This is a genomic window from Bacillus cereus group sp. BceL062 (assembly GCF_051780025.1).
GTDB classification, from domain to species: domain Bacteria; phylum Bacillota; class Bacilli; order Bacillales; family Bacillaceae_G; genus Bacillus_A; species Bacillus_A toyonensis.
Genome location: NZ_JBPWGY010000018.1, coordinates 1 through 21,729, shown reverse-complemented (window position 1 = coordinate 21,729; position 21,729 = coordinate 1). Strand labels below are relative to the sequence as shown.

Sequence of the window (21,729 nt, the reverse complement as noted above, 5' to 3'; positions counted from 1 at the left end):
AATGGCTCGTAGCTTAAAAAAAGGACCATTTGTCGATGATCACTTAATGAGCAAAATGGAAAAATTAGTTGCATCTGAGCAAAAACAAGTTGTTAAAACTTGGTCTCGCCGTTCAACTATCTTCCCTCAGTTCATCGGACACACAATCGCTGTATATGATGGTCGTAAACACGTACCTGTGTACATCACTGAGGATATGGTTGGCCATAAGTTAGGTGAATTCGCACCAACTCGTACGTATAAAGGTCACCTTGCTGACGATAAGAAAACTAGAAGATAATGAGAGGAGGCACTTCAATGCAAGCTAAAGCAGTAGCGAGAACAGTTCGTATTGCTCCTCGTAAAGTTCGTTTAGTAGTAGACTTAATCCGAGGTAAGCAAGTGGGTGAAGCGATTGCTATCCTTAACCACACACCAAAAACTGCTTCTCCAGTTGTAGAAAAAGTTTTAAAATCTGCAATCGCAAATGCAGAGCACAATTATGAGATGGATATTAACAACCTAGTTGTTGAAAAAGTTTTCGTTGACGAAGGTCCAACGTTGAAACGTTTCCGTCCACGTGCAATGGGTCGTGCAAGCCAAATTAACAAACGCACAAGCCACATCACAGTTGTGGTATCAGAAAAGAAGGAGGGATAATCGATGGGTCAAAAGGTTAATCCAATTGGTCTTCGTGTCGGTGTTATCCGTGACTGGGAATCTCGTTGGTTCGCTGAGAAAGATTACGCTACATTATTACATGAAGACATCAAAATCCGTGAGTACATTACTGTACGCTTAAAAGATTCTGCTGTTGCTAAAGTAGAAATCGAACGTGCAGCAAATCGTGTAAATGTTACAATTCACACTGCAAAACCTGGTATGGTAATTGGTAAAGGTGGTACTGAAGTTGAAGCACTTCGTAAAGCTCTTAACCAATTAACAGGCAAGCGTGTACACATCAACATTTTAGAAGTTAAGAGAGCTGATCTTAACGCTAAATTAGTAGGCGAAAACATCGCTCGTCAATTAGAAAACCGTGTATCATTCCGTCGTGCACAAAAGCAAGTTATTCAACGTGCTATGCGTGCAGGTGCTAAGGGTATTAAAACACAGGTTTCTGGTCGTCTTGGCGGAGCTGATATCGCTCGTGCAGAATCTTACAGTGAAGGAACTGTTCCACTTCATACACTTCGCGCTGATATTGACTATGCAGCAGTTGAAGCTGATACAACATACGGTAAATTAGGCGTAAAAGTATGGATCTACCGTGGAGAAGTCCTTCCTACAAAAAAGAAAGCTTCTGAGGAAGGAGGAAAATAATATGTTAATGCCAAAACGCGTAAAATATCGTAGAGAGCATCGTGGTAAAATGCGTGGTCGTGCAAAAGGTGGAACTGAAATTGCTTTCGGTGAATTCGGTTTACAAGCACAAGCTGCTTCATGGATTACAAACCGTCAAATCGAAGCTGCTCGTCGTGCAATGACTCGTTACATGAAACGTGGCGGTAAAGTATGGATTAAAATTTTCCCTTCTAAGCCTTACACTGCAAAACCTCTAGAAGTACGTATGGGTTCCGGTAAAGGGGCACCAGAAGGCTGGGTAGCAGTAGTAAAACCTGGGAAAATTATGTTCGAAATCGCGGGTGTGTCTGAAGAGGTAGCACGCGAAGCATTACGTCTTGCAGCTCACAAGTTACCTGTGAAATGTAAATTCGTAAAACGTGAAGAAAATGGTGGTGAATCTAATGAAAACTAATGATATTCGTGAATTAACCACTGCCGAAATCGAAACAAAAGTTAAAGCTTTAAAGGAAGAGTTGTTTAATCTTCGCTTCCAACTTGCTACAGGACAATTAGAGAATCCAACTCGCATTCGTGAAGTGCGTAAAGCAATTGCTCGTATGAAAACTGTAGTTCGTGAAAGAGAGATCGGAATTAATCGATAAATTGAGGGGAGGTTTGCATAGTGAGCGAACGTAACCAACGCAAAGTTTATACTGGTCGTGTAGTGTCTGACAAAATGGACAAAACGATTACAGTTTTAGTTGAAACTTACAAAACTCATTCCTTGTACGGAAAACGTGTTAAGTATTCTAAGAAGTACAAAGCCCATGATGAGCAAAACCAAGCGAAACTTGGCGATATCGTTAAAATCATGGAAACTCGCCCGCTTTCTGCTACTAAGCGTTTCCGTTTAGTTGAAATCGTTGAAGAAGCGGTTATTATCTAAATAGACGAATCGGAATTTTTAGTCCGAAGGGAGGTTTCATAACATGATCCAACAAGAATCTCGTTTGAAAGTTGCTGACAACTCTGGTGCACGTGAACTTTTAACAATTAAAGTATTAGGCGGCTCTGGTCGTAAATATGCTAACATTGGTGATATTATCGTTGCTACGGTAAAACAAGCAACACCAGGTGGCGTTGTTAAAAAAGGTGACGTTGTTAAAGCAGTAGTAGTACGTACGAAGAGCGGAGCTCGTCGTCCGGACGGTTCTTACATCAAATTTGATGAAAACGCAGCGGTTATCATTAAAGACGATAAGAGCCCACGTGGTACTCGTATCTTCGGACCAGTAGCTCGTGAATTACGTGATAGCAACTTCATGAAGATCGTTTCTTTAGCTCCAGAAGTTCTATAATTTAAGGTATTGCCTTGCTAAGGAGGTGCAGAATTAAGATGCATGTAAAAAAAGGTGATAAAGTACAGGTAATCACTGGTAAAGACAAAGGAAAACAAGGCGTTATCCTTGTGGCTTTCCCAAAGCAAAACCGTGTTATCGTTGAGGGTGTCAATATCGTTAAGAAGCACTCTAAGCCATCTCAATTAAATCCACAAGGTGGAATTATTACTAAAGAAGCACCTATTCACGTTTCTAACGTTATGATTTTAGATCCGAAAACAGGTGAACCTACTCGTGTAGGCTTCAAAGTAGAAGATGGTAAAAAAGTTCGTATTGCAAAAAAATCTGGTGAATTATTAGATAAATAATTTTCTTAAGAAAGGAGGTCACTTCATTGAATCGCCTTAAAGAGAAGTTCCAAAAGGAAATTACTCCTGCTCTAGTGAGCAAGTTTAACTATAAATCTGTGATGGAAGTACCGAAAATCGAAAAGATCGTAATCAACACTGGTGTTGGTGACGCGGTATCTAACTCAAAAGCTTTAGACAATGCAGTAGAAGAATTAACACAAATCGCAGGTCAAAAACCTGTTGTAACTCGTGCTAAAAAATCAATCGCTGGTTTCCGTCTTCGTGAAGGTATGCCAATCGGTGCGAAAGTAACTTTACGCGGCGAGCAAATGTATGAGTTCTTCGACAAATTAGTGTCAGTTTCTTTACCACGTGTACGTGATTTCCGTGGTGTTTCTAAGAAATCATTCGATGGTCGTGGGAACTACACATTAGGTGTTAAAGAGCAACTTATCTTCCCTGAGATCGATTATGATAAAGTAAGCAAAGTCCGCGGTATGGACATCGTAATCGTTACTACAGCGAAAACTGATGAAGAAGCTCGTGAACTTTTAACACAATTCGGTATGCCATTCCAAAAATAATGGAAGCCAACGCTAAGTAGAGGAGGCGAAAACGTGGCTAAAAAATCTATGATAGCGAAACAAAAGCGTACTCCTAAGTTTAAAGTACAAGAGTATACACGTTGCGAACGCTGCGGTCGTCCGCATTCTGTATACCGCAAATTTAAACTTTGCCGTATTTGTTTCCGTGAACTTGCATATAAAGGTCAAATTCCTGGTGTTAAAAAAGCTAGTTGGTAAAACCCACAAATGGGAAGGAGGTAAAACACATGGTGATGACAGATCCAATTGCAGACATGCTTACTCGCATCCGTAATGCGAACATGGTACGTCATGAGAAATTAGAGGTTCCTGCTTCTAAAATCAAAAAAGAGATCGCTGAACTTTTAAAACGTGAAGGTTTCATTCGTGATGTAGAATACATCGAGGATAACAAACAAGGTATCCTTCGTATTTTCCTGAAATATGGTGCAAACAATGAACGTGTAATCACTGGATTAAAACGTATCAGTAAACCTGGCTTACGCGTTTACGCTAAAGCTGATGAAGTACCACGTGTACTTAACGGATTAGGTATCGCTCTTGTTTCTACATCTAAGGGAGTAATGACAGACAAAGATGCTCGTCAATTACAAACTGGTGGAGAAGTAGTAGCATACGTTTGGTAATATATATTTAAAACGAACGGAGGTGTGACCACATGTCTCGTATTGGTAAAAAGATTCTTGAAATCCCTGCAGGTGTTACTATTACAATTGCAGAAGACAATACTGTAACAGTAAAAGGCCCTAAAGGTGAATTAACTCGTAAATTCAATGCTGATATGTCTATCAAAATTGAAGAAAATACACTAACAGTTGAGCGTCCATCTGAACAGAAGGAACACCGTGCATTACACGGTACAACTCGTGCTTTAATCGGAAACATGGTTGAAGGTGTAACTACAGGTTTCGCACGCGGACTTGAATTAGTCGGTGTTGGTTACCGTGCTCAAAAACAAGGAGATAAACTTGTATTAAGCGTAGGTTATTCTCATCCAGTAGAAATGACTCCGGAAGCAGGTATCGAAGTTGAAGTACCTGCACCAACTAAAATCGTAATTAAAGGTATCGACAAGCAACGTGTTGGCGAATTTGCTGCTAACATCCGTGCTGTACGTGCTCCTGAGCCATATAAAGGTAAAGGTATTCGTTACGAAGGCGAAGTTGTTCGTCGTAAAGAAGGTAAAACTGCTAAGTAAACCCGTTAGGTGAGAGAAAGGAGTGACAAGAATGATCACTAAAGCTGATAAAAATGCGACTCGTAAGAAAAGACATGCACGTGTACGTGCTAAACTTACTGGTACTGCAGAACGTCCACGTTTAAACGTGTTCCGTTCTAACCAACATATTTACGCTCAAGTTATTGATGATGTGAATGGTGTAACGTTAGTAAGTGCATCTACTCTTGATAAAGACCTTGCTCTTAACGGTACTAGCAATACTGAAGCTGCTACGAAAGTTGGAGAATCAGTTGCTAAGCGTGCTGTAGAGAAAGGCGTTAAAGAAGTAGTATTCGATCGCGGTGGTTACTTATACCATGGCCGTGTTAAAGCTCTAGCTGAAGCTGCTCGTGAGGCTGGATTACAATTTTAATGGTCAAAGGAGGGAAAATTGATGCATCGCATTGACCCAAGTAAATTAGAACTTGAAGAACGTGTAGTTACGATAAATCGTGTCGCGAAAGTTGTTAAGGGTGGTCGTCGTTTCCGCTTTGCTGCACTAGTTGTAGTTGGCGATAAAAACGGTCATGTTGGATTCGGTACTGGTAAAGCACAAGAGGTACCAGACGCAATTCGCAAAGCTATCGAAGACGCTAAGAAAAACTTAATCGCTGTACCATTAGTTGGTACAACAATTCCACACACAATCAACGGTCATTTTGGAGCTGGTGAAGTATTCTTAAAACCTGCTGCTGAAGGTACTGGTGTTATTGCTGGTGGACCTGTTCGTGCGGTACTTGAATTAGCTGGTGTACAAGATATTCTTTCGAAATCTCTTGGTTCTAACACACCAATCAACATGATTCGCGCTACTGTGAACGGATTAAGCGAACTTAAGCGCGCTGAAGATGTTGCAAAATTACGCGGTAAATCTGTAGAAGAGCTACTAGGTTAAGGAGGGAAAACAAATGGCGAAAAAGTTAGAAATTACCCTCACTCGTAGTGTAATTGGTCGTCCACAAGATCAACGTGCGACGGTAGAAGCTTTAGGTCTTAAAAAGTTGAATTCAACTGTAGTTAAGGAAGAAACTCCTGCTATTCTTGGTATGATCAACAAAGTTTCTCACCTTATAACTGTAAAAGAAGCTTAAGGATAACTCATTAATATAAGGAGGTGCCTGGGAATGAAACTTCATGAATTAAAACCTGCAGAAGGTTCTCGTAAAGTACGTAACCGTGTCGGTCGTGGTATCGGTTCTGGTAACGGTAAAACTGCTGGTAAAGGTCATAAAGGACAAAACGCACGTTCTGGTGGCGGTGTTCGTCTTGGCTTCGAAGGTGGTCAAACTCCATTATTCCGTCGTTTACCAAAACGCGGCTTCACAAACATTAACCGTAAAGAGTTTACTATTGTAAACTTATCAACGTTAAATCGTTTTGAAGATGGTACAGAAGTAACACCTGAATTATTGCTGGAAACTGGCGTTATCAGCAAGTTAAACGACGGTGTTAAAATTCTTGCAAGCGGAGCAGTAGAGAAAAAATTAACTGTTAAAGCGCACAAGTTCTCTTCAAGTGCTAAAGAAGCAATTGAAGCAGCTGGCGGATCAGTTGAGGTGATCTAATGTTTCGTACAATCTCCAACTTTATGCGCGTTGCTGAGATAAGACGTAAAATATTATTCACTTTAGCGATGTTAATCGTATTCAGGATTGGCACGTTTATCCCAGTGCCATTTACAAATGGAGACGTACTGAAAGCACAAGATCAATTAAATGCCTTAGGTATCCTAAATACATTTGGCGGTGGCGCCTTGAAAAACTTCTCCATCTTCGCGATGGGAATCATGCCGTATATTACAGCATCCATCATCGTGCAATTATTGCAGATGGATGTTGTTCCTAAATTTTCGGAATGGTCGAAGCAAGGTGAAATGGGCCGTCGTAAACTAACGCAATTCACGCGTTACTTTACAATTGTTCTTGCGTTTATTCAGGGGTTTGGTATGTCAATCGGTTTTAACGGTATGGTAGGTGGGCAATTAATTTTGAATCCTGGTTGGAGCACTTATTTATACATTGCTACGGTACTGACTGCTGGTACTGCATTTTTAATGTGGTTAGGTGAACAGATTACAGCTAAAGGTGTAGGTAATGGTATTTCCATCCTTATCTTTGGTGGTATTGCCGCAGCGATCCCAAGTGTTATATCTCAAGTGTATCAACAACAGTTTCAAAATATCGGAGATCAATTGTTCATGAGTATCGTTAAAGTTGTATTGATCTTACTAGCTGTGCTAGCAGTTATTGTTGGTGTTATTTTCATTCAACAGGCTGTTAGAAAGATCCCAATTCAATATGCGAAGCGTGTAACAGGAGCGAATGGGAATCATGCTGGAGCACAAAACACTCATTTACCACTTAAGGTAAATAGTGCGGGTGTTATTCCAGTCATTTTTGCTGTTTCATTCTTAATTACACCTCCAACTATTGCACAGTTCTTCCCGAAACATGATGTATCGCAGTGGATTATTGCAAACTTTAACTATTCTCACCCAGTGGGAATGATCATATATGTTGCGCTCATTGTAGCCTTCACATATTTCTATGCATTTGTTCAGGTTAATCCAGAGCAAATGTCAGAGAATCTAAATAAGCAAGGTGGATATGTTCCAGGTATTCGTCCGGGTAAGAATACGGAACAATATTTAACAAAAATCTTGTATCGTTTGACCTTTGTAGGATCAATTTTCCTAGCAGCGATTGCAATCTTACCAGTTATCTTTACGAAATTGGGAAATCTTCCTCCATCTGCACAGATCGGTGGAACGAGTATGTTAATCGTTGTCGGCGTTGCTTTAGAAACAATGAAGCAGCTAGAAAGCCAACTGGTAAAACGCCATTACAAAGGGTTTATCAAGCAATGAGTAAGTGGGAAGGCTTGTCTTCCCTACATGCTCATGTACTGAGGGGGAACAAGGATGAACTTAATTTTAATGGGGCTTCCTGGTGCTGGTAAAGGTACACAAGCCGAACAGATTGTTGCCAAGTATAACATCCCTCACATCTCAACAGGAGATATGTTCCGTGCAGCTATGAAGGCTGAAACTGAAATGGGTTTACAAGCAAAATCTTTTATTGATAAAGGTGCTCTTGTTCCAGATGAAGTTACAATCGGAATCGTTCGTGAACGTTTAAGTCAAGAAGACTGTGTAAAAGGATTCTTATTAGATGGTTTCCCACGAACTGTTGCACAAGCATCAGCTCTTGAAGAGATTATGAAAGATCTTGGCAAAAAAATCGACTATGTTTTAAACATTAATGTGGATTCAGGGTTGTTATTAAAACGCCTTACAGGCCGTCGCATTTGTAAAGAGTGCGGTGCGACTTACCACTTAGAATTCAATCCACCAGCAAACGCTGATGTGTGCGATAAATGTGGTGGCGATTTATATCAACGCTCTGATGACAATGAAGAAACTGTAGCAAATCGTTTAGATGTAAATATTAAGCAAACAAAACCTTTGCTTGATTTCTATGAGGAGCTTGGTTACTTGCAAAGCATTAATGGTGAGCAAGACATCAATAAAGTATTTGCTGATATCGATGTTCTCATCGGAGGCTTAGCGTAATGATCATCTGCAAAACTCCTCGCGAGATAGAAATCATGCGAGAAGCTGGCAGGATCGTTGCTTTAACTCATCAAGAGTTGAAACAGCATATTACTCCAGGAATTACAACGAAAGAGCTCGATCAAATAGCGGAAAAGACGATTCAAAAATATGGTGCTACGCCATCTTTTAAAGGATACAACGGATTTCCGGGGAGCATATGTGCTTCTGTAAATGAAGAGCTTGTACACGGAATTCCAGGGAAGCGAAAGCTCGAAGAGGGCGATATCATCAGTATCGATATTGGTGCGAAATACAATGGGTACCATGGAGATTCTGCATGGACGTATCCAGTTGGAAACATTTCTGAATCTGTTCAAAAGCTACTTGATGTCACAGAAAAATCGTTGTATCTTGGTTTAGAACAAGTAAAACCAGGCGAAAGATTATCAAATATCTCACATGCGGTTCAAACCCATGCTGAAGAGAACGGATTCTCGATCGTTAGGGAGTATGTTGGTCACGGAATCGGGCAAGACTTACATGAGGACCCTCAAATCCCGCACTATGGTCCTCCAAATAGAGGCTCTAGATTAAAGCCGGGAATGGTCATCTGTGTTGAGCCGATGGTGAATCAAGGAAGACGATATGTAAAAACACTATCTGATGACTGGACAGTGGTAACGGTAGATGGTAAATGGTGTGCCCATTTTGAGCACACGATTGCTCTTACAGAAGCAGGATACGAAATCCTTACCACTTTATAAGTAGCTGGCTCTCCGGAATTTCAGAGCAGTGTAAAATGTTACTGATTTGAAGAAGGGAGAACTATTGAATGGCTAAAGATGATGTAATTGAAGTCGAAGGTACCGTTCTTGAAACGTTGCCAAATGCTATGTTCAAAGTAGAATTAGAGAATGGGCATGTCGTATTGGCTCACGTTTCTGGTAAAATCCGTATGAACTTCATTCGTATTTTACCAGGAGACAAAGTTACGGTAGAATTATCTCCGTACGATTTAAATCGTGGTCGTATTACGTACCGTTTTAAATAATATAGCACTCCGTAATCTTTAAGGAGGTTCGAGACATGAAAGTAAGACCGTCAGTTAAACCAATCTGCGAAAAATGTAAAGTTATTCGTAGACGTGGAAAAGTAATGGTTATTTGTGAAAACCCTAAACATAAACAAAAACAAGGTTAATCAGAAGGAGGTGCATTCAGAATGGCACGTATCGCAGGTGTAGATATTCCTCGAGACAAACGCGTTGTTATTTCTTTAACTTACGTATTCGGCATTGGTCGCACAACTGCTGAAAAAATTCTTACTGAAGCTGGTATTTCTTCAGAAACACGAGTTCGTGATTTAACGGAAGACGAGCTAGGACGTATCCGTGATGTTATCGATAGCATTAAAGTTGAGGGAGACCTTCGTCGTGAAGTATCTCTTAACATTAAACGTCTAATGGAGATCGGTTCTTACCGTGGTCTTCGTCACCGTCGTGGTTTACCAGTTCGTGGTCAAAACTCTAAAAACAATGCTCGTACACGTAAAGGTCCACGTCGTACAGTAGCAAATAAAAAGAAATAATAAGTAAAGGAGGTTGAACTAACAATGGCACGTAAAACAAACACTCGTAAAAAACGTGTGAAAAAGAATATTGAAGCTGGTATAGCTCATATTCGTTCTACTTTCAACAACACAATCGTAACACTTACAGATACTCATGGTAACGCACTTTCTTGGTCTAGTGCTGGTGCACTTGGTTTCCGTGGATCTCGTAAGTCTACTCCATTCGCTGCGCAAATGGCTGCTGAAGCTGCTGCTAAAGTTGCAATGGAGCACGGTTTAAAAACTTTAGAGGTTACTGTTAAAGGTCCTGGTGCTGGTCGTGAAGCTGCAATTCGTGCTCTTCAAGCTGCAGGTCTAGAAGTAACAGCAATTAGAGATGTTACTCCAGTTCCTCATAATGGATGTCGTCCACCAAAACGTCGTCGTGTGTAATTTTTCTGTATAGAATTTTCCCTTTTGTCTATAATGGATATGATGCATTATCGAGAAATTTCGTACAGAAACATCGCTTGTTGTGCACAATCGGGAACTGCCTAAGGGGGACTTTCGGTTAATCAAAGGGGTATACCTTTGTTTAACCGGGGTTTCGACGTTTTGAAGGAGGGTTTAGTTAATGATTGAAATCGAAAAGCCGAAAATCGAAACGGTTGAACTTAACGAAGATGCTAAATATGGTAAATTCGTAATTGAACCGCTTGAGCGTGGATATGGTACTACTTTGGGTAACTCCTTACGTCGTATTCTTTTATCCTCACTCCCTGGTGCCGCTGTTACTGCTATCCAAATCGATGGCGTATTACATGAATTTTCAACAGTTGAGGGCGTAGTAGAAGACGTTACGACGATCATCTTAAACTTGAAAAAGTTAGCTCTTAAAATCTACTCTGAAGAAGAGAAGACGTTGGAAATTGATGTGCAGGGCGAAGGTATTGTCACAGCTGCTGATATTACTCACGATAGTGATGTAGAAATCTTAAATCCAGATTTACACATTGCAACGTTAGCAAAGGATGCGCATTTCCGCGTGCGTTTAACTGCAAAGCGTGGCCGTGGGTATACGCCAGCTGATGCAAATAAAAGCGAAGATCAACCAATAGGAGTAATTCCTATTGATTCTATTTATACTCCAGTATCACGTGTAACTTACCAAGTGGAAAAGACACGTGTCGGACAAGTGGCTAATTATGATAAGCTTACGCTTGATGTATGGACGGATGGAAGCATCGGGCCAAAAGAAGCTATCTCTTTAGGGGCCAAAATCTTAACTGAGCATTTAAATATCTTTGTTGGTTTAACTGATGAAGCACAAAATGCTGAGATTATGGTCGAGAAGGAAGAAGATCAAAAAGAGAAAGTTCTTGAGATGACTATCGAAGAACTAGATCTTTCTGTTCGTTCTTATAATTGCCTAAAACGTGCAGGAATTAATACTGTACAAGAGCTTGCGAACAAAACAGAAGAAGATATGATGAAAGTTCGTAACTTAGGACGTAAATCCTTAGAAGAAGTTAAACATAAACTTGAGGAATTAGGTTTAGGTTTACGTAAAGACGACTGAGGATTTAAACCCATCAACAAAGGAGGGAACTACGAATGGCATACAGAAAATTAGGCCGTACAAGTGCGCAACGTAAAGCTATGTTACGTGATTTAGCTACTGATTTAATTATCAACGAGCGCATCCAAACGACAGAAACTCGTGCAAAAGAACTTCGTTCTGTAGTGGAAAAAATGATCACTTTAGGTAAACGCGGAGATCTTCACGCTCGTCGTCAAGCAGCAGCTTTCATTCGCAATGAAGTTGCTAACGCTGAGACTGGTCAAGATGCACTTCAAAAATTATTCGCTGATGTAGCTCCACGCTATGCTGAGCGCCAAGGCGGATACACTCGTATTGCAAAAATTGGTCCACGTCGCGGAGACGCAGCACCAATGGTAATTATCGAGTTAGTATAATGATAATTAAAAGGGCAGGACAGTTCTTTTCAAGTAACTGGTCATGGCCCTTTTTTTTTAAATATAAAAAAGGCTAACTTGGCGAAGGAAAGGGTGCCTTGTATTGAAAAAAGAGAAACTTCGGACAGAAAATGTATCATTTCAATATCCTGGGGCAGCCTCGTATGCATTAAAAGATGTTTCGTTTTCCTTATATGAAGGAGAATGGGTATCTGTTATCGGACAAAATGGTTCAGGTAAATCTACACTTGCAAAATTATTGAATGGTTTGTTTTTGCCGGAATCAGGGACAATTACTGTAAATGATACAATGGTTTTATCAGAAGAAACGGTATGGGATGTTCGAAAACAAATTGGAATGGTATTTCAAAATCCAGATAATCAATTTGTTGGAACGACAGTACAAGATGACGTTGTATTTGGCTTAGAAAATATCGGAATGCCAAGGGAACAGATGGTAGAAAGATTAGAACAAGCCCTGCGACTTGTCCGTATGGAAGATTTTCTTAATGATGAGCCCCATTCGTTATCTGGTGGGCAAAAGCAGCGAGTTGCAATAGCAGGTGTTTTAGCACTTCAGCCATCTATTTTAATACTAGATGAAGCAACGTCAATGTTAGACCCTCAAGGGAGACGTGAAGTAGTAGAAACGGTTAGACAGCTTGTTAATCAAAAAGGTATTACCGTATTATCAATTACGCATGATTTAGAAGAAGCGGCACAGTCAGACCGTGTCATTATTTTAAACAAGGGAGAAATATTAGAGGAAGGGACCCCAAAGCAAATTTTCAAGTCCTCTCATATGCTCCAAGAAATTGGGTTAGATGTACCTTTTTCAGTAAAAATAGCAGAATTATTAAAAAGAAGTGAAATTCTTTTGCAAAATACGCATCTTACAATGGAAAGTTTGGTGAACGAACTTTGGAGATTATATTCCAAAAAGTAGAACATCGTTATCAATATAAAACTCCATTTGAAAGACGCGCGCTTTATGATGTAGACGTGTCGTTTCCAAGTGGAGGCTATTATGCCATTATCGGTCATACTGGTTCAGGTAAGTCGACGATGATTCAACATTTAAATGGTTTATTGCAGCCGACAAATGGTACGGTTCAAATTGGTGAACATTTAATTTCAGCAGGGAAGAAAGAGAAGAAGCTTAAGCCACTACGAAAAAAAGTAGGGGTTGTCTTTCAGTTCCCAGAACATCAGTTATTTGAAGAGACAGTGGAGAAAGATATTTGTTTTGGGCCTACTAATTTCGGTTTATCTGAAGAAGTGGCAAAGCAAAAGGCAAAAGATGCCATTCAGCTTGTTGGATTGGATATAGAGTTATTAGCACGTTCTCCGTTTGAATTAAGCGGTGGGCAAATGAGGCGTGTTGCAATAGCGGGCGTACTTGCGATGGAACCCGAGGTACTTGTATTAGATGAACCTACAGCGGGGCTTGATCCGAAAGGACAGCACGAGCTTATGGAGATGTTTTATAGTTTGCATAAGGAGCAGGGGCTTACAGTCATTCTTGTTACCCATAATATGGAGGATGCCGCTAAGTATGCAGATCAAATTGTGGTCATGCATAAAGGAACGGTCTTTTTGCAAGGAAGTGCAGAGGAAGTATTTTCACATGCTGATGAACTAGAACAAATTGGTGTGGACCTTCCGATGTCTTTAAAGTATAAACGTGCAATTGAAGAGAAGTTTGGTATTTCAATTCCAAAGGCTACCTTATCTTTAGAGGATCTTACTCATGAAGTTGTACAGGTGTTACGAAAAGGTGGTCATGAATCATGCAGCAGTTGATTATTGGGAGATACATTCCAGGTAAGTCACTCATTCATCAACTTGATCCTCGTACGAAGCTGTTGATTGTCTTTTTATATGTATTTGTTGTTTTCTTAGCAAATAATGCGATTTCATATGGATTTTTATTTTTATATGCACTCATTGCTTTATTTTTTGCAAAAGTGCCGATTCGTTATGTACTTTCGGGCTTAAAACCAATTTTATGGATTTTTCTTTTTACATTTTTCCTGCATATCTTCACAACTAAAGAAGGGGATGTACTATTCCAGCTTGGTTGGTTTTCAATACATGAAAAGGGATTAGAGCAAGGGATATACATTTCTATACGATTCTTTGTTATTATTTTAATGACGACATTATTAACGTTAACAACGACACCTATTGAGATTACAGATGGTTTGGAGACGTTATTAAAGCCGTTGAAGCGTATAAAGGTTCCTGTTCATGAAATCGCATTAATGATGTCTATTTCTCTTCGTTTTATTCCGACATTAATGGATGAAACGAGTAAAATTATGAAAGCACAAGCGTCACGTGGTATTGATTTTGCTGGAGGTCCGATAAAAGATAGGATGAAGGCAATTATTTCACTACTCGTTCCACTTTTTATTAGTGCTTTTAAGCGTGCTGAGGATTTAGCAATTGCGATGGAAGCACGTGGATATCGAAATGGTGAAGGACGAACTAAATTTAGGCAACTACGCTGGAAAATGAGCGATACAGTAACAATTATAAGTTTACTTTGTCTAGCTTGTATTTTAGTATGGTTGCGATTGTAATGGAGAACGGAAAGATGGAAAGAATAAAATGTACAGTTGCATATGATGGCATGCATTTTTGTGGTTACCAAATTCAACCACAGCATCGTACTGTTCAACAAGAAATAGAGAAGGCATTACAGAAATTGCATAAGGGTGAACTTGTTCGTGTTCAGGCATCAGGCAGAACGGATTCTACCGTTCATGCGAAAGGACAAGTCATACACTTTGATACACCTTTGTCTCTTGAAGAGTGGCAATGGAGTAATGCTTTAAACACAATGTTGCCAGATGATATTGTTATCAGGCAAGTAGAGAAGAAAACAGAAGAATTTCATGCACGTTACGGTGTTGAGAGAAAAGAATATCGTTATCGTGTATTATTATCAAAGACTGCGGATGTATTCCGTAGAAATTACGTATATCAATATCCATATCCGCTTGAAATAAACTCTATAAGAAAAGCGATTCCTTATTTTATTGGAACGCATGATTTCACTTCTTTTTGTTCGGCAAAAACTGACAAAAAAGATAAAGTGCGAACAATTTTTGAAATCGAGTTAATTGAGCAAGATGATGAATTAATTTTTCGTTTTGTAGGTAATGGATTTTTATATAATATGGTCAGAATTATTGTTGGTACGTTACTTAACGTAGGGCAAGGAAAGGTTGATCCTGATAGCATTCCAGAGATTTTAGCAAAACAAAATCGCCAGTTTGCTGGAAAGATGGCTCCAGGTCATGGACTTTACTTATGGCAAGTAAACTATAACAACTAATCCTGGTGTAACATTTGCTTGACATTAGAAACTCAAAAGTATATCATAACATATGGTATTGTTTCTAAAACCACGATTAGCCCCGGAAGGAAATCGTGTTTAAGATAAACAATAGATTTTTTCTATGGAAAAGATAACGAGGAGGGAAACACATGCGTACGACTTTTATGGCAAAAGCTAACGAAGTTGAGCGTAAATGGTATGTGGTTGATGCTGAAGGTCAAACTTTAGGTCGCCTATCTACTGAAGTAGCATCCATTTTACGTGGTAAAAACAAACCTACATTTACACCACACGTTGACACGGGTGATCATGTAATTATTATTAACGCTGAGAAAATTCATTTAACAGGTAATAAATTAAACGATAAAATTTACTACCGTCACACTAACCACCCAGGTGGACTTAAGCAAAGAACAGCTCTAGAAATGCGTACAAACTACCCTGTACAAATGTTAGAGCTTGCAATTAAAGGGATGCTTCCAAAAGGACGTTTAGGACGTCAAGTATCTAAGAAATTAAACGTGTATGCTGGAGCAGAGCATCCACACCAAGCACAAAAACCAGAAGTTTACGAACTTCGCGGATAATTAATTAAAGGAGGGCTTACTTTGGCACAGGTTCAATACTATGGCACTGGACGTCGTAAGAGTTCAGTAGCGCGCGTACGCCTAGTTCCAGGCGAAGGACGCGTTATCATTAACGGTCGTGATTTTGAAAACTATATCCCATTTGCTGCATTACGTGAAGTAGTTAAACAACCTCTAGTTGCAACAGAAACTTTAGGTAACTACGATGTACTTGTAAACGTAAATGGTGGTGGATACACTGGTCAAGCTGGTGCTATTCGTCACGGTATTTCTCGCGCTTTATTAAAAGCTGATCCAGAATACCGTCTAACACTAAAACGTGCAGGTCTATTAACTCGTGACGCACGTATGAAAGAGCGTAAAAAATACGGTCTTAAAGGCGCACGTCGTGCACCTCAGTTCTCAAAACGTTAATTTTTGCGAACTACAAACCTCAACCATTTTGGTTGGGGTTTTTTTATGTTTAATTCCTCTTATTTATTTTTGAAGTTTGGAATATTTTAGTGCTACCGTCCCGCGTATGCTTCTTCTTTAGAAGTTTAGACTAATACGTATTAGGGAGGTTTTATAAGTACTATGAATGTCATTGTCAGCTTAAAAGAAAAACAAAAAGAAAAGCAATTAAAATATGAGCGGAAGATGCTACGAGAATTATCATTAAAAACGTTGCGTTCAAATATTCGTGATGCCTTTCAGATGCAAGAGCTTCATCGTCAGTATGAAGATTACTGTATTGAACTAGGAATAGAATCTTATTTATTAGGAGCGAGATACAGTAAGTTTGGTTATTATGGCGAATCGTTCTTTGATGTGAAATATAGGGCTTTAGAAGAAGAGCAACAATTAACGGAAACACTATTTCAATTTTTAACGAGTATGACTATACGAGAAATTAAGTTAAAAGATGAGGAATTACTTTTTGAATCTTGTCAGCAGTTTATCGGATTGTGGTGGCAGGAAGGATATGAAAAAGGTGAAAGAAGATATCGTTTAAAGCTACATTAAGACAAGCATAAACTTTCCTCTTGTCCCATATAAGTAATTAGAGGGACTAGCTGGAGGAGGAAAGGTATGAAGAGAATTCGAATTATCTCTTTTGCGCTCGCTGCGGTTGTTTTGTTTTTTTTAGTCAAACAAGAATTTCAAATTACAAAATCGTGGCGAGCGTGGAATTTACCCTTATCAGGGAAAGTAATTGTATTAGATGCAGGGCATGGTGGACCAGACGGAGGAGCTGTTGGTGGAAAGGATATTATAGAAAAAGACATAACTCTTGAAATTACAAAAAAAGTGCAAGATTATTTGCAAGAGCAAGGTGCATTAGTTATTTTGACACGTGAAGGAGATTATGATTTAGCTAACAAAGATACAAAGTCGTATAGTAGACGTAAAGCAGAGGATTTAAGAAGACGTGTGGAGATTATTAATAAGCCAGATGTCGATTTCTTTGCAAGTATTCATTTAAATGCATTAACTAGTAGCGGTTCTAAAGGGGCACAAACGTTCTACTATCGTTCTTTAACTGAAAATGAACGTGCTGCGAAGTTTATACAAGCTGAATTGAGAACGAGTTTAGAAAATACGAACCGTTCTGCTAAAACCATTTCTCATGTGTATTTATTAAAGTATGCGAAAACACCAGGCGCTCTAATTGAAGCTGGATTTTTATCGAATGTGAACGAAAGGTATATGTTAAATTCGGAAAAATATCAGCAAAAGGTAGCGGCTGCCGTATATCGAGGTATATTGCGTTATTTCACGGAAAAAGGAAATCCTCCAGAATAAGGGGGATTTTTTGAGTTTCTCTCGTTAACGAAGTTTTCGGAAAATATGTTATACTGAAAATGTAAACGCATTTATTTCAAGGATAAAGAGAGATAAATTCAATTAACATTACGTTATTTTTCATACAGGGGGCTGGGCTAATTATGGTAACGAAAGAGCAAGTAGTGGAAGCGTTAGAAGGGATTGTAGATCCGTTTTTACATAAAACGTTAAAAGAAACAAATGCAATTAAAGAGGTAACAGTCAAGCCGGAGAAGGAACATGTGAGTGTTAAAATTGCAATTGTAAAAACAGGTACTGCGGAACAAATGCAGTTGCAGTCGGGCATCGTAAAGTTAGTGAAGGAACTTGGGGCAGCAACAGTTGGACTTCGTTTTGCAGAATTTACAGAAGAGGAATTAGCTCAGTTTGTACCACCGCAAGAAGAGCAAATTGAATCTTTATTGTCACCGAATTCAAAAACGACATTTTTAGCAGTTGCGAGTGGAAAAGGTGGAGTGGGAAAATCAACAGTCTCCGTTAACCTTGCCATTGCTTTAGCTCGTCTAGGGAAAAAAGTTGGTATCATTGATGCGGATATTTACGGTTTTAGTGTACCTGATATGATGGGGATAGAAAAACGTCCTATTGTAAGAGGAGATAAAATAATCCCAGTGGAGCGTCTAGGTGTAAAAGTAATCTCAATGGGATTCTTTGTGGAAGATAATGCACCGGTTATTTGGAGAGGACCTATGCTTGGGAAAATGTTAAATCATTTCTTCACAGAAGTAGAATGGGGTGATTTAGATTACTTAGTATTAGATTTACCGCCAGGTACAGGTGATGTTGCGCTAGACTTGCATTCCATGTTGCCGGCTTGTAAAGAGATTATAGTAACGACGCCTCATCCAACAGCGGCATTTGTAGCAGCGCGTGCTGGAGCGATGGCTTTGCGCACTGAACACAGTATTCTTGGTGTCGTTGAAAATATGGCGTATTTTGAAAGTAAAGTAACTGGTGAGAAGGAGTATGTATTTGGAAGAGGTGGAGGAGATAAATTAGCTGCCGAATTACAAACAGATGTAATAGGTCGCATTCCACTTCAACAACCTGATTGGAATAAAGAAGACTTCGCTCCTTCAGTATATGAAGATACGCATACAACGGGGATTATTTATCGCACGATAGCTGAAACAGTAATTGATAAAACAGCTGTCGCGCAAAAATAAAATAATAATGAGTGGACGGTATATATTGTCCACTCATTATTATAGTTATTATTTTTTACTGTTGTTCCTTACTCCCGCTTTGGGAGCCACCTTCGCCACCTGCATCTTTTTTATCAGAGCCACCTTTTTCAGCCTTTTGCACACCTTTACTAATAATATCAATCATCTTAGCTTGGAAGAGTGGGCTTTCAGTAGTTTCTGTTAGTACTTGTTGTAAATATTGACGGTATTCTTTACTCTTCATTGTTTGCAACATCATTTTTTCTACTTCAGGGTTTTTCATGATCTCTATAACGCCTGCTTGGTATTCAGGGTCTTTTAGTAAGGTTTTCATTAAGTTTGTTTGTTCTTTCCCCATACTTTTAGCGAATTTCGATGAGAACTCAGGGTCTTTAAAGAGCTTTTCCCAGAATTGCTGCCCTTTGTCGGATACCATTGCATCTTCAATCGTTTTCTTTACTACTGTTTCATCTAGTATGAGTGCTTGTTTCATTTTTTCATCAGTTAATACATCTTGAATGGCCTTCTTACCTTGATCAGTTTTTAAAATATCAACAATCATTTTCTTTGTTTGATCGTAATCTAATTCGGATTTCGTTTCTTTTCCTTGTGCACATGCTACAAGTGCAATAAGTAGAAAAGAAGAAACGAAAACGAGTAGTATCCGTTTCATAAGTTGGAACTCCTTTCAACACAGTTCTCTCTTTTTAATATAAATATCTTTAAGGAATTTATACATGAACATGGCTAGCTTTTTGAAATTGTCATTGATACAATTTAATTAGAAATATAAGGATAATGGGGGATGTGTTGTGAATAGCCGCAAGTGGGTACGACTATTTTTAACGACGTTGTTTCTTGGTGGAGTCAGCACGGTTATTATTGGGTTTGTTTTGGAGTGGGACAAGTACGATAAATTTTTTCAAAATTTCGACGTAAAGGAGATTTTAGCAGTTTCTTTCTGGTTGATGGGTGTAGGGTTTATTTTTAGTGTTATAAGTCAAATGGGGTTCTTTGCCTATTTAACGATTCATCGTTTTGGACTAGGTATGTTCCGATCGTCATCTTTATGGAATGTAGTCCAGCTCTTCTTTATTGCATTCGTTTTATTTGATTTTGTGTATTTAAGATCTGTACTCATTGCAAATGGAGAAGTTTCATTAGGGAATAACATACTTGTTGCTGGAATATTATTTGTGTTTGGAGCGATTGTTGCTTATATAAAAAGTAAAGAAACAAATAAAAAAGCATTTGTGCCTGCCCTGTTCTTTATGGTTGTTGTAACAATTCTTGAATGGGTGCCAGCACTAAGGATTAATGATACAGATTGGTTATATTTAATGGTTATACCACTTTTATTATGTAATGCATATCAGTTACTTATATTACATCGTTTAATCGGAAAAACGAGTAAAGCTGCTTAATTGAAAAGTACTTTTGAATTTTTACGCAGCGAGAGTTATACTACGAGAAATAGTGAGATGGAAATAGCTCTATTACCTTTCGATAAGGTAATAGAGCTATTTATGTGTAAAGGGTAGCAGAAAAGAAACTACTTCACATCTTCACTTTTCGTACTTGTGTTGGAAATGAGTTGTGATACGGATATTTGTTGATATCCGTCACTCTTTAACTTTTGTAGAAGTAGCGGTAAAGCTTTATTTGTTTGAAGAGCAGAATCAGATGCGTGTAATAAGACAATATCTCCACCCTTCAAATTATTAGAGACAGTGGAAACGATAGTATTTACACCTGGATTTTTCCAATCATTTGAATTATTACTCCAATGAACGACAGTGTATCCGAGCGATTCTGCGATTTTAAGAGTTGCTTTGTTGAATTCACCACTAGGTGGACGCAATAGCTTGACTTGTTTTACGCCAAGTTTCGTAAAAACATCTTGGGCTCGTAAAAGATCTCTTCTTATTTCATTTGGCTCTAGAGAAGTGTAAGACGTGTAATTATAACCCATACTACCGATTTCATGTCCATCTTTCATGATACGTTCGACGATATCGGGGTGTCTTTCGGCCCATGCAGCAGAAAGGAAGAAGGTTGCATTCTTAATTTCTCTTTCTTTGAGTGTCTGAAGGATTGGAATCGCTTTTTTGTCTCCCCAACTAATATCAAACGTGAACGCAACTTGTTTTTTAGCAGTATCTCCTTTGTAAATTACCTTAGGACCTGTAGCAGTTGAAAAAGCAGATTCATGTGAATATGTTTTTAAAAAGAGTAGCCATGCTGTAAATAAGGAAAGTATCACTATTAAGCTAATGTGTTTAAAAGTTCTTTTGCTCGTAATAAAAAAGAAAAACATAATATTACGCCCCTTTGTCCAATCCTTTTCAGTTACATATATGCTTTAAATATAAAAAAGAGAACAAGGGATTAATATCGTAAGTGGTGGATATAATGAATGATAGGATTTTGATGATTTGTTTTTGATAAGTAAAAATTAGCGGAACTTGTATTGCTCTGTAAGGAATGATTGAGGTGATGATTTGCTTGGGCTTATGTTGACGAAAGAAGAGAAAAAAGAAATGGAATACATATTGAAGAGAGAGTTAGAGGAACTTTTATTTGATTTTGAAGATGAGCGTATTCATGAGGTTGTAAAAAAAGCGATGGAAGAAAGATATAAAATCATTTTTTGTTTATTTCGAAGAGTTGCTAACGCAGAAGAATGTATTCGTTATGTAAGAAAAAGAATTTTTTATTAAAAAGTGTTGACGTTAATGATTAGTATATGGTAAATTAATAAACGTCGCTGATGCGGAAACGCAGAAAACGACAAGAAAGAAATTGAAAAACTTAGTTGACATCGAAAAACGAAAATGTTAACATAAGGAAGTCGCAAATGAGCGACCAAGTAGTTCTTTGAAAACTGAACGAAACAAACAACGTGAAACGTCAATTTTTATTTTTAGATGCTAGACAAACTAACT

General features: G+C 38.7%; 38 protein-coding genes. 36 read left to right on the top strand and 2 right to left on the bottom strand.

Annotated elements, in window-relative coordinates; all coding sequences use genetic code 11:
• Nucleotide 1: 1 nt before the first annotated feature.
• The 34 genes from rpsS (at nucleotide 2) to ACS2MN_RS28380 (ending at nucleotide 18,784) form a co-directional block, all read left to right on the top strand.
• Nucleotides 2-280 (top strand): 30S ribosomal protein S19, encoded by a 279-nt coding sequence (gene rpsS, locus ACS2MN_RS28545; RefSeq protein ID WP_000124454.1) that lies wholly within the window; start codon nucleotides 2-4, stop codon nucleotides 278-280.
• Nucleotides 281-297: 17 nt separating this feature from the next.
• A complete protein-coding gene (gene rplV / locus ACS2MN_RS28540) occupies nucleotides 298-639 on the top strand; it encodes a 50S ribosomal protein L22 (protein WP_001148024.1) in 342 nt (113 codons plus the stop codon).
• A 3-nt stretch (nucleotides 640-642) separates the two neighbouring features.
• On the top strand, nucleotides 643-1,302 hold the full coding sequence (gene rpsC, locus ACS2MN_RS28535) for a 30S ribosomal protein S3 (protein WP_000529958.1): 660 nt from the start codon (nucleotides 643-645) through the stop codon (nucleotides 1,300-1,302).
• Between the two features lies 1 nt (nucleotide 1,303).
• Nucleotides 1,304-1,738: a 50S ribosomal protein L16 gene (rplP, locus tag ACS2MN_RS28530; protein ID WP_000928969.1), complete on the top strand. Its 435-nt coding sequence runs from the start codon at nucleotides 1,304-1,306 to the stop codon at nucleotides 1,736-1,738.
• Nucleotides 1,728-1,928: a 50S ribosomal protein L29 gene (gene rpmC, locus ACS2MN_RS28525; RefSeq protein WP_000855718.1), complete on the top strand. Its 201-nt coding sequence runs from the start codon at nucleotides 1,728-1,730 to the stop codon at nucleotides 1,926-1,928. Before rplP ends, rpmC begins: the two co-directional genes overlap by 11 nt.
• A 20-nt stretch (nucleotides 1,929-1,948) precedes the next feature.
• Nucleotides 1,949-2,212: a 30S ribosomal protein S17 gene (gene rpsQ / locus ACS2MN_RS28520; RefSeq protein WP_000004106.1), complete on the top strand. Its 264-nt coding sequence runs from the start codon at nucleotides 1,949-1,951 to the stop codon at nucleotides 2,210-2,212.
• Between the two features lie 43 nt (nucleotides 2,213-2,255).
• Complete coding sequence (gene rplN / locus ACS2MN_RS28515) at nucleotides 2,256-2,624, top strand: 50S ribosomal protein L14 (RefSeq protein ID WP_000615912.1); 369 nt, start codon at nucleotides 2,256-2,258, stop codon at nucleotides 2,622-2,624.
• Between the two features lie 38 nt (nucleotides 2,625-2,662).
• Nucleotides 2,663-2,974: a 50S ribosomal protein L24 gene (gene rplX / locus ACS2MN_RS28510; RefSeq protein ID WP_000558200.1), complete on the top strand. Its 312-nt coding sequence runs from the start codon at nucleotides 2,663-2,665 to the stop codon at nucleotides 2,972-2,974.
• Between the two features lie 26 nt (nucleotides 2,975-3,000).
• Nucleotides 3,001-3,540, top strand: a complete 540-nt coding sequence (gene rplE, locus ACS2MN_RS28505) for a 50S ribosomal protein L5 (RefSeq protein ID WP_001080829.1) — start codon at nucleotides 3,001-3,003, stop codon at nucleotides 3,538-3,540.
• Nucleotides 3,541-3,573: 33 nt separating this feature from the next.
• Nucleotides 3,574-3,759: a 30S ribosomal protein S14 gene (gene rpsN, locus ACS2MN_RS28500; RefSeq protein ID WP_001085700.1), complete on the top strand. Its 186-nt coding sequence runs from the start codon at nucleotides 3,574-3,576 to the stop codon at nucleotides 3,757-3,759.
• A gap of 29 nt (nucleotides 3,760-3,788) precedes the next feature.
• On the top strand, nucleotides 3,789-4,187 hold the full coding sequence (gene rpsH, locus ACS2MN_RS28495; protein ID WP_000245511.1) for a 30S ribosomal protein S8: 399 nt from the start codon (nucleotides 3,789-3,791) through the stop codon (nucleotides 4,185-4,187).
• 32 nt (nucleotides 4,188-4,219) lie between these two features.
• Complete coding sequence (gene rplF, locus ACS2MN_RS28490; RefSeq protein ID WP_000086552.1) at nucleotides 4,220-4,759, top strand: 50S ribosomal protein L6; 540 nt, start codon at nucleotides 4,220-4,222, stop codon at nucleotides 4,757-4,759.
• 31 nt (nucleotides 4,760-4,790) lie between these two features.
• Nucleotides 4,791-5,153, top strand: coding sequence for a 50S ribosomal protein L18 (rplR, locus tag ACS2MN_RS28485; protein WP_000628818.1), 363 nt, complete (start codon nucleotides 4,791-4,793; stop codon nucleotides 5,151-5,153).
• A gap of 21 nt (nucleotides 5,154-5,174) precedes the next feature.
• Nucleotides 5,175-5,675, top strand: coding sequence for a 30S ribosomal protein S5 (gene rpsE, locus ACS2MN_RS28480; RefSeq protein ID WP_000554646.1), 501 nt, complete (start codon nucleotides 5,175-5,177; stop codon nucleotides 5,673-5,675).
• 13 nt (nucleotides 5,676-5,688) lie between these two features.
• Nucleotides 5,689-5,871 carry a 50S ribosomal protein L30 gene (rpmD, locus tag ACS2MN_RS28475; protein ID WP_001085231.1) on the top strand — a complete coding sequence of 61 codons (183 nt, stop codon included), beginning with the start codon at nucleotides 5,689-5,691 and terminating at the stop codon, nucleotides 5,869-5,871.
• A gap of 33 nt (nucleotides 5,872-5,904) precedes the next feature.
• A complete protein-coding gene (gene rplO / locus ACS2MN_RS28470; RefSeq protein WP_000766083.1) occupies nucleotides 5,905-6,345 on the top strand; it encodes a 50S ribosomal protein L15 in 441 nt (146 codons plus the stop codon).
• A complete protein-coding gene (gene secY, locus ACS2MN_RS28465; protein ID WP_000490120.1) occupies nucleotides 6,345-7,646 on the top strand; it encodes a preprotein translocase subunit SecY in 1,302 nt (433 codons plus the stop codon). Before rplO ends, secY begins: the two co-directional genes overlap by 1 nt.
• 54 nt (nucleotides 7,647-7,700) lie before the next feature.
• Nucleotides 7,701-8,351 (top strand): adenylate kinase, encoded by a 651-nt coding sequence (locus tag ACS2MN_RS28460; protein ID WP_001048990.1) that lies wholly within the window; start codon nucleotides 7,701-7,703, stop codon nucleotides 8,349-8,351.
• On the top strand, nucleotides 8,351-9,097 hold the full coding sequence (gene map / locus ACS2MN_RS28455; RefSeq protein ID WP_098805603.1) for a type I methionyl aminopeptidase: 747 nt from the start codon (nucleotides 8,351-8,353) through the stop codon (nucleotides 9,095-9,097). The genes ACS2MN_RS28460 and map overlap by 1 nt, the downstream gene beginning before the upstream one ends.
• 68 nt (nucleotides 9,098-9,165) lie before the next feature.
• On the top strand, nucleotides 9,166-9,384 hold the full coding sequence (gene infA / locus ACS2MN_RS28450; RefSeq protein ID WP_001029884.1) for a translation initiation factor IF-1: 219 nt from the start codon (nucleotides 9,166-9,168) through the stop codon (nucleotides 9,382-9,384).
• A 35-nt stretch (nucleotides 9,385-9,419) separates the two neighbouring features.
• On the top strand, nucleotides 9,420-9,533 hold the full coding sequence (rpmJ, locus tag ACS2MN_RS28445) for a 50S ribosomal protein L36 (protein ID WP_000868344.1): 114 nt from the start codon (nucleotides 9,420-9,422) through the stop codon (nucleotides 9,531-9,533).
• Between the two features lie 21 nt (nucleotides 9,534-9,554).
• Nucleotides 9,555-9,920: a 30S ribosomal protein S13 gene (rpsM, locus tag ACS2MN_RS28440; protein ID WP_000090793.1), complete on the top strand. Its 366-nt coding sequence runs from the start codon at nucleotides 9,555-9,557 to the stop codon at nucleotides 9,918-9,920.
• Nucleotides 9,921-9,944: 24 nt separating this feature from the next.
• Nucleotides 9,945-10,334 carry a 30S ribosomal protein S11 gene (rpsK, locus tag ACS2MN_RS28435; RefSeq protein ID WP_000101797.1) on the top strand — a complete coding sequence of 130 codons (390 nt, stop codon included), beginning with the start codon at nucleotides 9,945-9,947 and terminating at the stop codon, nucleotides 10,332-10,334.
• 181 nt (nucleotides 10,335-10,515) lie between these two features.
• A complete protein-coding gene (locus tag ACS2MN_RS28430; protein ID WP_000569643.1) occupies nucleotides 10,516-11,460 on the top strand; it encodes a DNA-directed RNA polymerase subunit alpha in 945 nt (314 codons plus the stop codon).
• 35 nt (nucleotides 11,461-11,495) lie between these two features.
• On the top strand, nucleotides 11,496-11,858 hold the full coding sequence (gene rplQ / locus ACS2MN_RS28425; protein ID WP_000331490.1) for a 50S ribosomal protein L17: 363 nt from the start codon (nucleotides 11,496-11,498) through the stop codon (nucleotides 11,856-11,858).
• A 103-nt stretch (nucleotides 11,859-11,961) separates the two neighbouring features.
• Complete coding sequence (locus ACS2MN_RS28420; RefSeq protein ID WP_098805604.1) at nucleotides 11,962-12,804, top strand: energy-coupling factor ABC transporter ATP-binding protein; 843 nt, start codon at nucleotides 11,962-11,964, stop codon at nucleotides 12,802-12,804.
• A complete protein-coding gene (locus tag ACS2MN_RS28415; RefSeq protein ID WP_098805605.1) occupies nucleotides 12,780-13,661 on the top strand; it encodes an energy-coupling factor ABC transporter ATP-binding protein in 882 nt (293 codons plus the stop codon). Before ACS2MN_RS28420 ends, ACS2MN_RS28415 begins: the two co-directional genes overlap by 25 nt.
• Nucleotides 13,649-14,443: an energy-coupling factor transporter transmembrane component T family protein gene (locus ACS2MN_RS28410; protein WP_001186520.1), complete on the top strand. Its 795-nt coding sequence runs from the start codon at nucleotides 13,649-13,651 to the stop codon at nucleotides 14,441-14,443. Before ACS2MN_RS28415 ends, ACS2MN_RS28410 begins: the two co-directional genes overlap by 13 nt.
• Nucleotides 14,444-14,457: 14 nt before the next feature.
• Nucleotides 14,458-15,201 carry a tRNA pseudouridine(38-40) synthase TruA gene (gene truA, locus ACS2MN_RS28405; protein ID WP_000439682.1) on the top strand — a complete coding sequence of 248 codons (744 nt, stop codon included), beginning with the start codon at nucleotides 14,458-14,460 and terminating at the stop codon, nucleotides 15,199-15,201.
• Between the two features lie 152 nt (nucleotides 15,202-15,353).
• Complete coding sequence (rplM, locus tag ACS2MN_RS28400; protein WP_001260795.1) at nucleotides 15,354-15,791, top strand: 50S ribosomal protein L13; 438 nt, start codon at nucleotides 15,354-15,356, stop codon at nucleotides 15,789-15,791.
• Nucleotides 15,792-15,812: 21 nt separating this feature from the next.
• Nucleotides 15,813-16,205, top strand: coding sequence for a 30S ribosomal protein S9 (gene rpsI, locus ACS2MN_RS28395; RefSeq protein WP_000079986.1), 393 nt, complete (start codon nucleotides 15,813-15,815; stop codon nucleotides 16,203-16,205).
• A 162-nt stretch (nucleotides 16,206-16,367) separates the two neighbouring features.
• Nucleotides 16,368-16,796, top strand: a complete 429-nt coding sequence (locus ACS2MN_RS28390; RefSeq protein WP_001101001.1) for a DUF2521 family protein — start codon at nucleotides 16,368-16,370, stop codon at nucleotides 16,794-16,796.
• Between the two features lie 66 nt (nucleotides 16,797-16,862).
• Complete coding sequence (gene cwlD / locus ACS2MN_RS28385) at nucleotides 16,863-17,576, top strand: N-acetylmuramoyl-L-alanine amidase CwlD (RefSeq protein WP_000822443.1); 714 nt, start codon at nucleotides 16,863-16,865, stop codon at nucleotides 17,574-17,576.
• Nucleotides 17,577-17,719: 143 nt separating this feature from the next.
• Nucleotides 17,720-18,784 (top strand): Mrp/NBP35 family ATP-binding protein, encoded by a 1,065-nt coding sequence (locus ACS2MN_RS28380; protein WP_000256619.1) that lies wholly within the window; start codon nucleotides 17,720-17,722, stop codon nucleotides 18,782-18,784.
• A gap of 55 nt (nucleotides 18,785-18,839) precedes the next feature.
• Here ACS2MN_RS28380 and gerD read toward each other — a convergent pair whose 3' ends face one another.
• Nucleotides 18,840-19,457 carry a spore germination lipoprotein GerD gene (gene gerD / locus ACS2MN_RS28375; protein WP_000821768.1) on the bottom strand — a complete coding sequence of 206 codons (618 nt, stop codon included), beginning with the start codon at nucleotides 19,455-19,457 and terminating at the stop codon, nucleotides 18,840-18,842.
• Between the two features lie 139 nt (nucleotides 19,458-19,596).
• On the opposite strand from gerD, the gene kbaA reads away from it, so the two are divergent.
• Nucleotides 19,597-20,208 (top strand): KinB signaling pathway activation protein KbaA, encoded by a 612-nt coding sequence (gene kbaA / locus ACS2MN_RS28370; protein WP_001088537.1) that lies wholly within the window; start codon nucleotides 19,597-19,599, stop codon nucleotides 20,206-20,208.
• Nucleotides 20,209-20,336: 128 nt separating this feature from the next.
• On the opposite strand, the gene pdaB is transcribed toward kbaA, so the two are convergent.
• The gene (gene pdaB / locus ACS2MN_RS28365; RefSeq protein WP_000464722.1) at nucleotides 20,337-21,101 is read right to left on the bottom strand and encodes a polysaccharide deacetylase family sporulation protein PdaB; all 765 of its coding nucleotides are present in this window, start codon (nucleotides 21,099-21,101) and stop codon (nucleotides 20,337-20,339) included.
• 184 nt (nucleotides 21,102-21,285) lie between these two features.
• On the opposite strand from pdaB, the gene ACS2MN_RS28360 reads away from it, so the two are divergent.
• A complete protein-coding gene (locus ACS2MN_RS28360; protein WP_000901142.1) occupies nucleotides 21,286-21,504 on the top strand; it encodes a hypothetical protein in 219 nt (72 codons plus the stop codon).
• The last annotated feature ends 225 nt before the right edge of the window (nucleotides 21,505-21,729 follow it).

Excerpts from the sequence above, each read along its gene's own strand:
- rplM (WP_001260795.1), top strand. The coding sequence starts at position 15,354 with ATGCGTACGACTTTTATGGCAAAAGCTAACGAAGTTGAGCGTAAATGG.
- rplO (WP_000766083.1), top strand. The coding sequence starts at position 5,905 with ATGAAACTTCATGAATTAAAACCTGCAGAAGGTTCTCGTAAAGTACGT.
- ACS2MN_RS28390 (WP_001101001.1), top strand. The coding sequence starts at position 16,368 with ATGAATGTCATTGTCAGCTTAAAAGAAAAACAAAAAGAAAAGCAATTA.
- cwlD (WP_000822443.1), top strand. The coding sequence starts at position 16,863 with ATGAAGAGAATTCGAATTATCTCTTTTGCGCTCGCTGCGGTTGTTTTG.
- rpsC (WP_000529958.1), top strand. The coding sequence starts at position 643 with ATGGGTCAAAAGGTTAATCCAATTGGTCTTCGTGTCGGTGTTATCCGT.
- ACS2MN_RS28410 (WP_001186520.1), top strand. The coding sequence starts at position 13,649 with ATGCAGCAGTTGATTATTGGGAGATACATTCCAGGTAAGTCACTCATT.
- ACS2MN_RS28430 (WP_000569643.1), top strand. The coding sequence starts at position 10,516 with ATGATTGAAATCGAAAAGCCGAAAATCGAAACGGTTGAACTTAACGAA.
- map (WP_098805603.1), top strand. The coding sequence starts at position 8,351 with ATGATCATCTGCAAAACTCCTCGCGAGATAGAAATCATGCGAGAAGCT.
- truA (WP_000439682.1), top strand. The coding sequence starts at position 14,458 with ATGGAAAGAATAAAATGTACAGTTGCATATGATGGCATGCATTTTTGT.
- rplX (WP_000558200.1), top strand. The coding sequence starts at position 2,663 with ATGCATGTAAAAAAAGGTGATAAAGTACAGGTAATCACTGGTAAAGAC.
- ACS2MN_RS28460 (WP_001048990.1), top strand. The coding sequence starts at position 7,701 with ATGAACTTAATTTTAATGGGGCTTCCTGGTGCTGGTAAAGGTACACAA.
- pdaB (WP_000464722.1), bottom strand. The coding sequence starts at position 21,101 with ATGTTTTTCTTTTTTATTACGAGCAAAAGAACTTTTAAACACATTAGC.
- rpsH (WP_000245511.1), top strand. The coding sequence starts at position 3,789 with ATGGTGATGACAGATCCAATTGCAGACATGCTTACTCGCATCCGTAAT.
- rpsM (WP_000090793.1), top strand. The coding sequence starts at position 9,555 with ATGGCACGTATCGCAGGTGTAGATATTCCTCGAGACAAACGCGTTGTT.
- rplV (WP_001148024.1), top strand. The coding sequence starts at position 298 with ATGCAAGCTAAAGCAGTAGCGAGAACAGTTCGTATTGCTCCTCGTAAA.
- rpsK (WP_000101797.1), top strand. The coding sequence starts at position 9,945 with ATGGCACGTAAAACAAACACTCGTAAAAAACGTGTGAAAAAGAATATT.
- rpmC (WP_000855718.1), top strand. The coding sequence starts at position 1,728 with ATGAAAACTAATGATATTCGTGAATTAACCACTGCCGAAATCGAAACA.
- rplP (WP_000928969.1), top strand. The coding sequence starts at position 1,304 with ATGTTAATGCCAAAACGCGTAAAATATCGTAGAGAGCATCGTGGTAAA.
- rpsS (WP_000124454.1), top strand. The coding sequence starts at position 2 with ATGGCTCGTAGCTTAAAAAAAGGACCATTTGTCGATGATCACTTAATG.
- rpmD (WP_001085231.1), top strand. The coding sequence starts at position 5,689 with ATGGCGAAAAAGTTAGAAATTACCCTCACTCGTAGTGTAATTGGTCGT.
- rplQ (WP_000331490.1), top strand. The coding sequence starts at position 11,496 with ATGGCATACAGAAAATTAGGCCGTACAAGTGCGCAACGTAAAGCTATG.
- rplF (WP_000086552.1), top strand. The coding sequence starts at position 4,220 with ATGTCTCGTATTGGTAAAAAGATTCTTGAAATCCCTGCAGGTGTTACT.
- secY (WP_000490120.1), top strand. The coding sequence starts at position 6,345 with ATGTTTCGTACAATCTCCAACTTTATGCGCGTTGCTGAGATAAGACGT.
- rpsE (WP_000554646.1), top strand. The coding sequence starts at position 5,175 with ATGCATCGCATTGACCCAAGTAAATTAGAACTTGAAGAACGTGTAGTT.
- infA (WP_001029884.1), top strand. The coding sequence starts at position 9,166 with ATGGCTAAAGATGATGTAATTGAAGTCGAAGGTACCGTTCTTGAAACG.
- gerD (WP_000821768.1), bottom strand. The coding sequence starts at position 19,457 with ATGAAACGGATACTACTCGTTTTCGTTTCTTCTTTTCTACTTATTGCA.
- ACS2MN_RS28380 (WP_000256619.1), top strand. The coding sequence starts at position 17,720 with ATGGTAACGAAAGAGCAAGTAGTGGAAGCGTTAGAAGGGATTGTAGAT.
- rpmJ (WP_000868344.1), top strand. The coding sequence starts at position 9,420 with ATGAAAGTAAGACCGTCAGTTAAACCAATCTGCGAAAAATGTAAAGTT.
- rplR (WP_000628818.1), top strand. The coding sequence starts at position 4,791 with ATGATCACTAAAGCTGATAAAAATGCGACTCGTAAGAAAAGACATGCA.
- rplN (WP_000615912.1), top strand. The coding sequence starts at position 2,256 with ATGATCCAACAAGAATCTCGTTTGAAAGTTGCTGACAACTCTGGTGCA.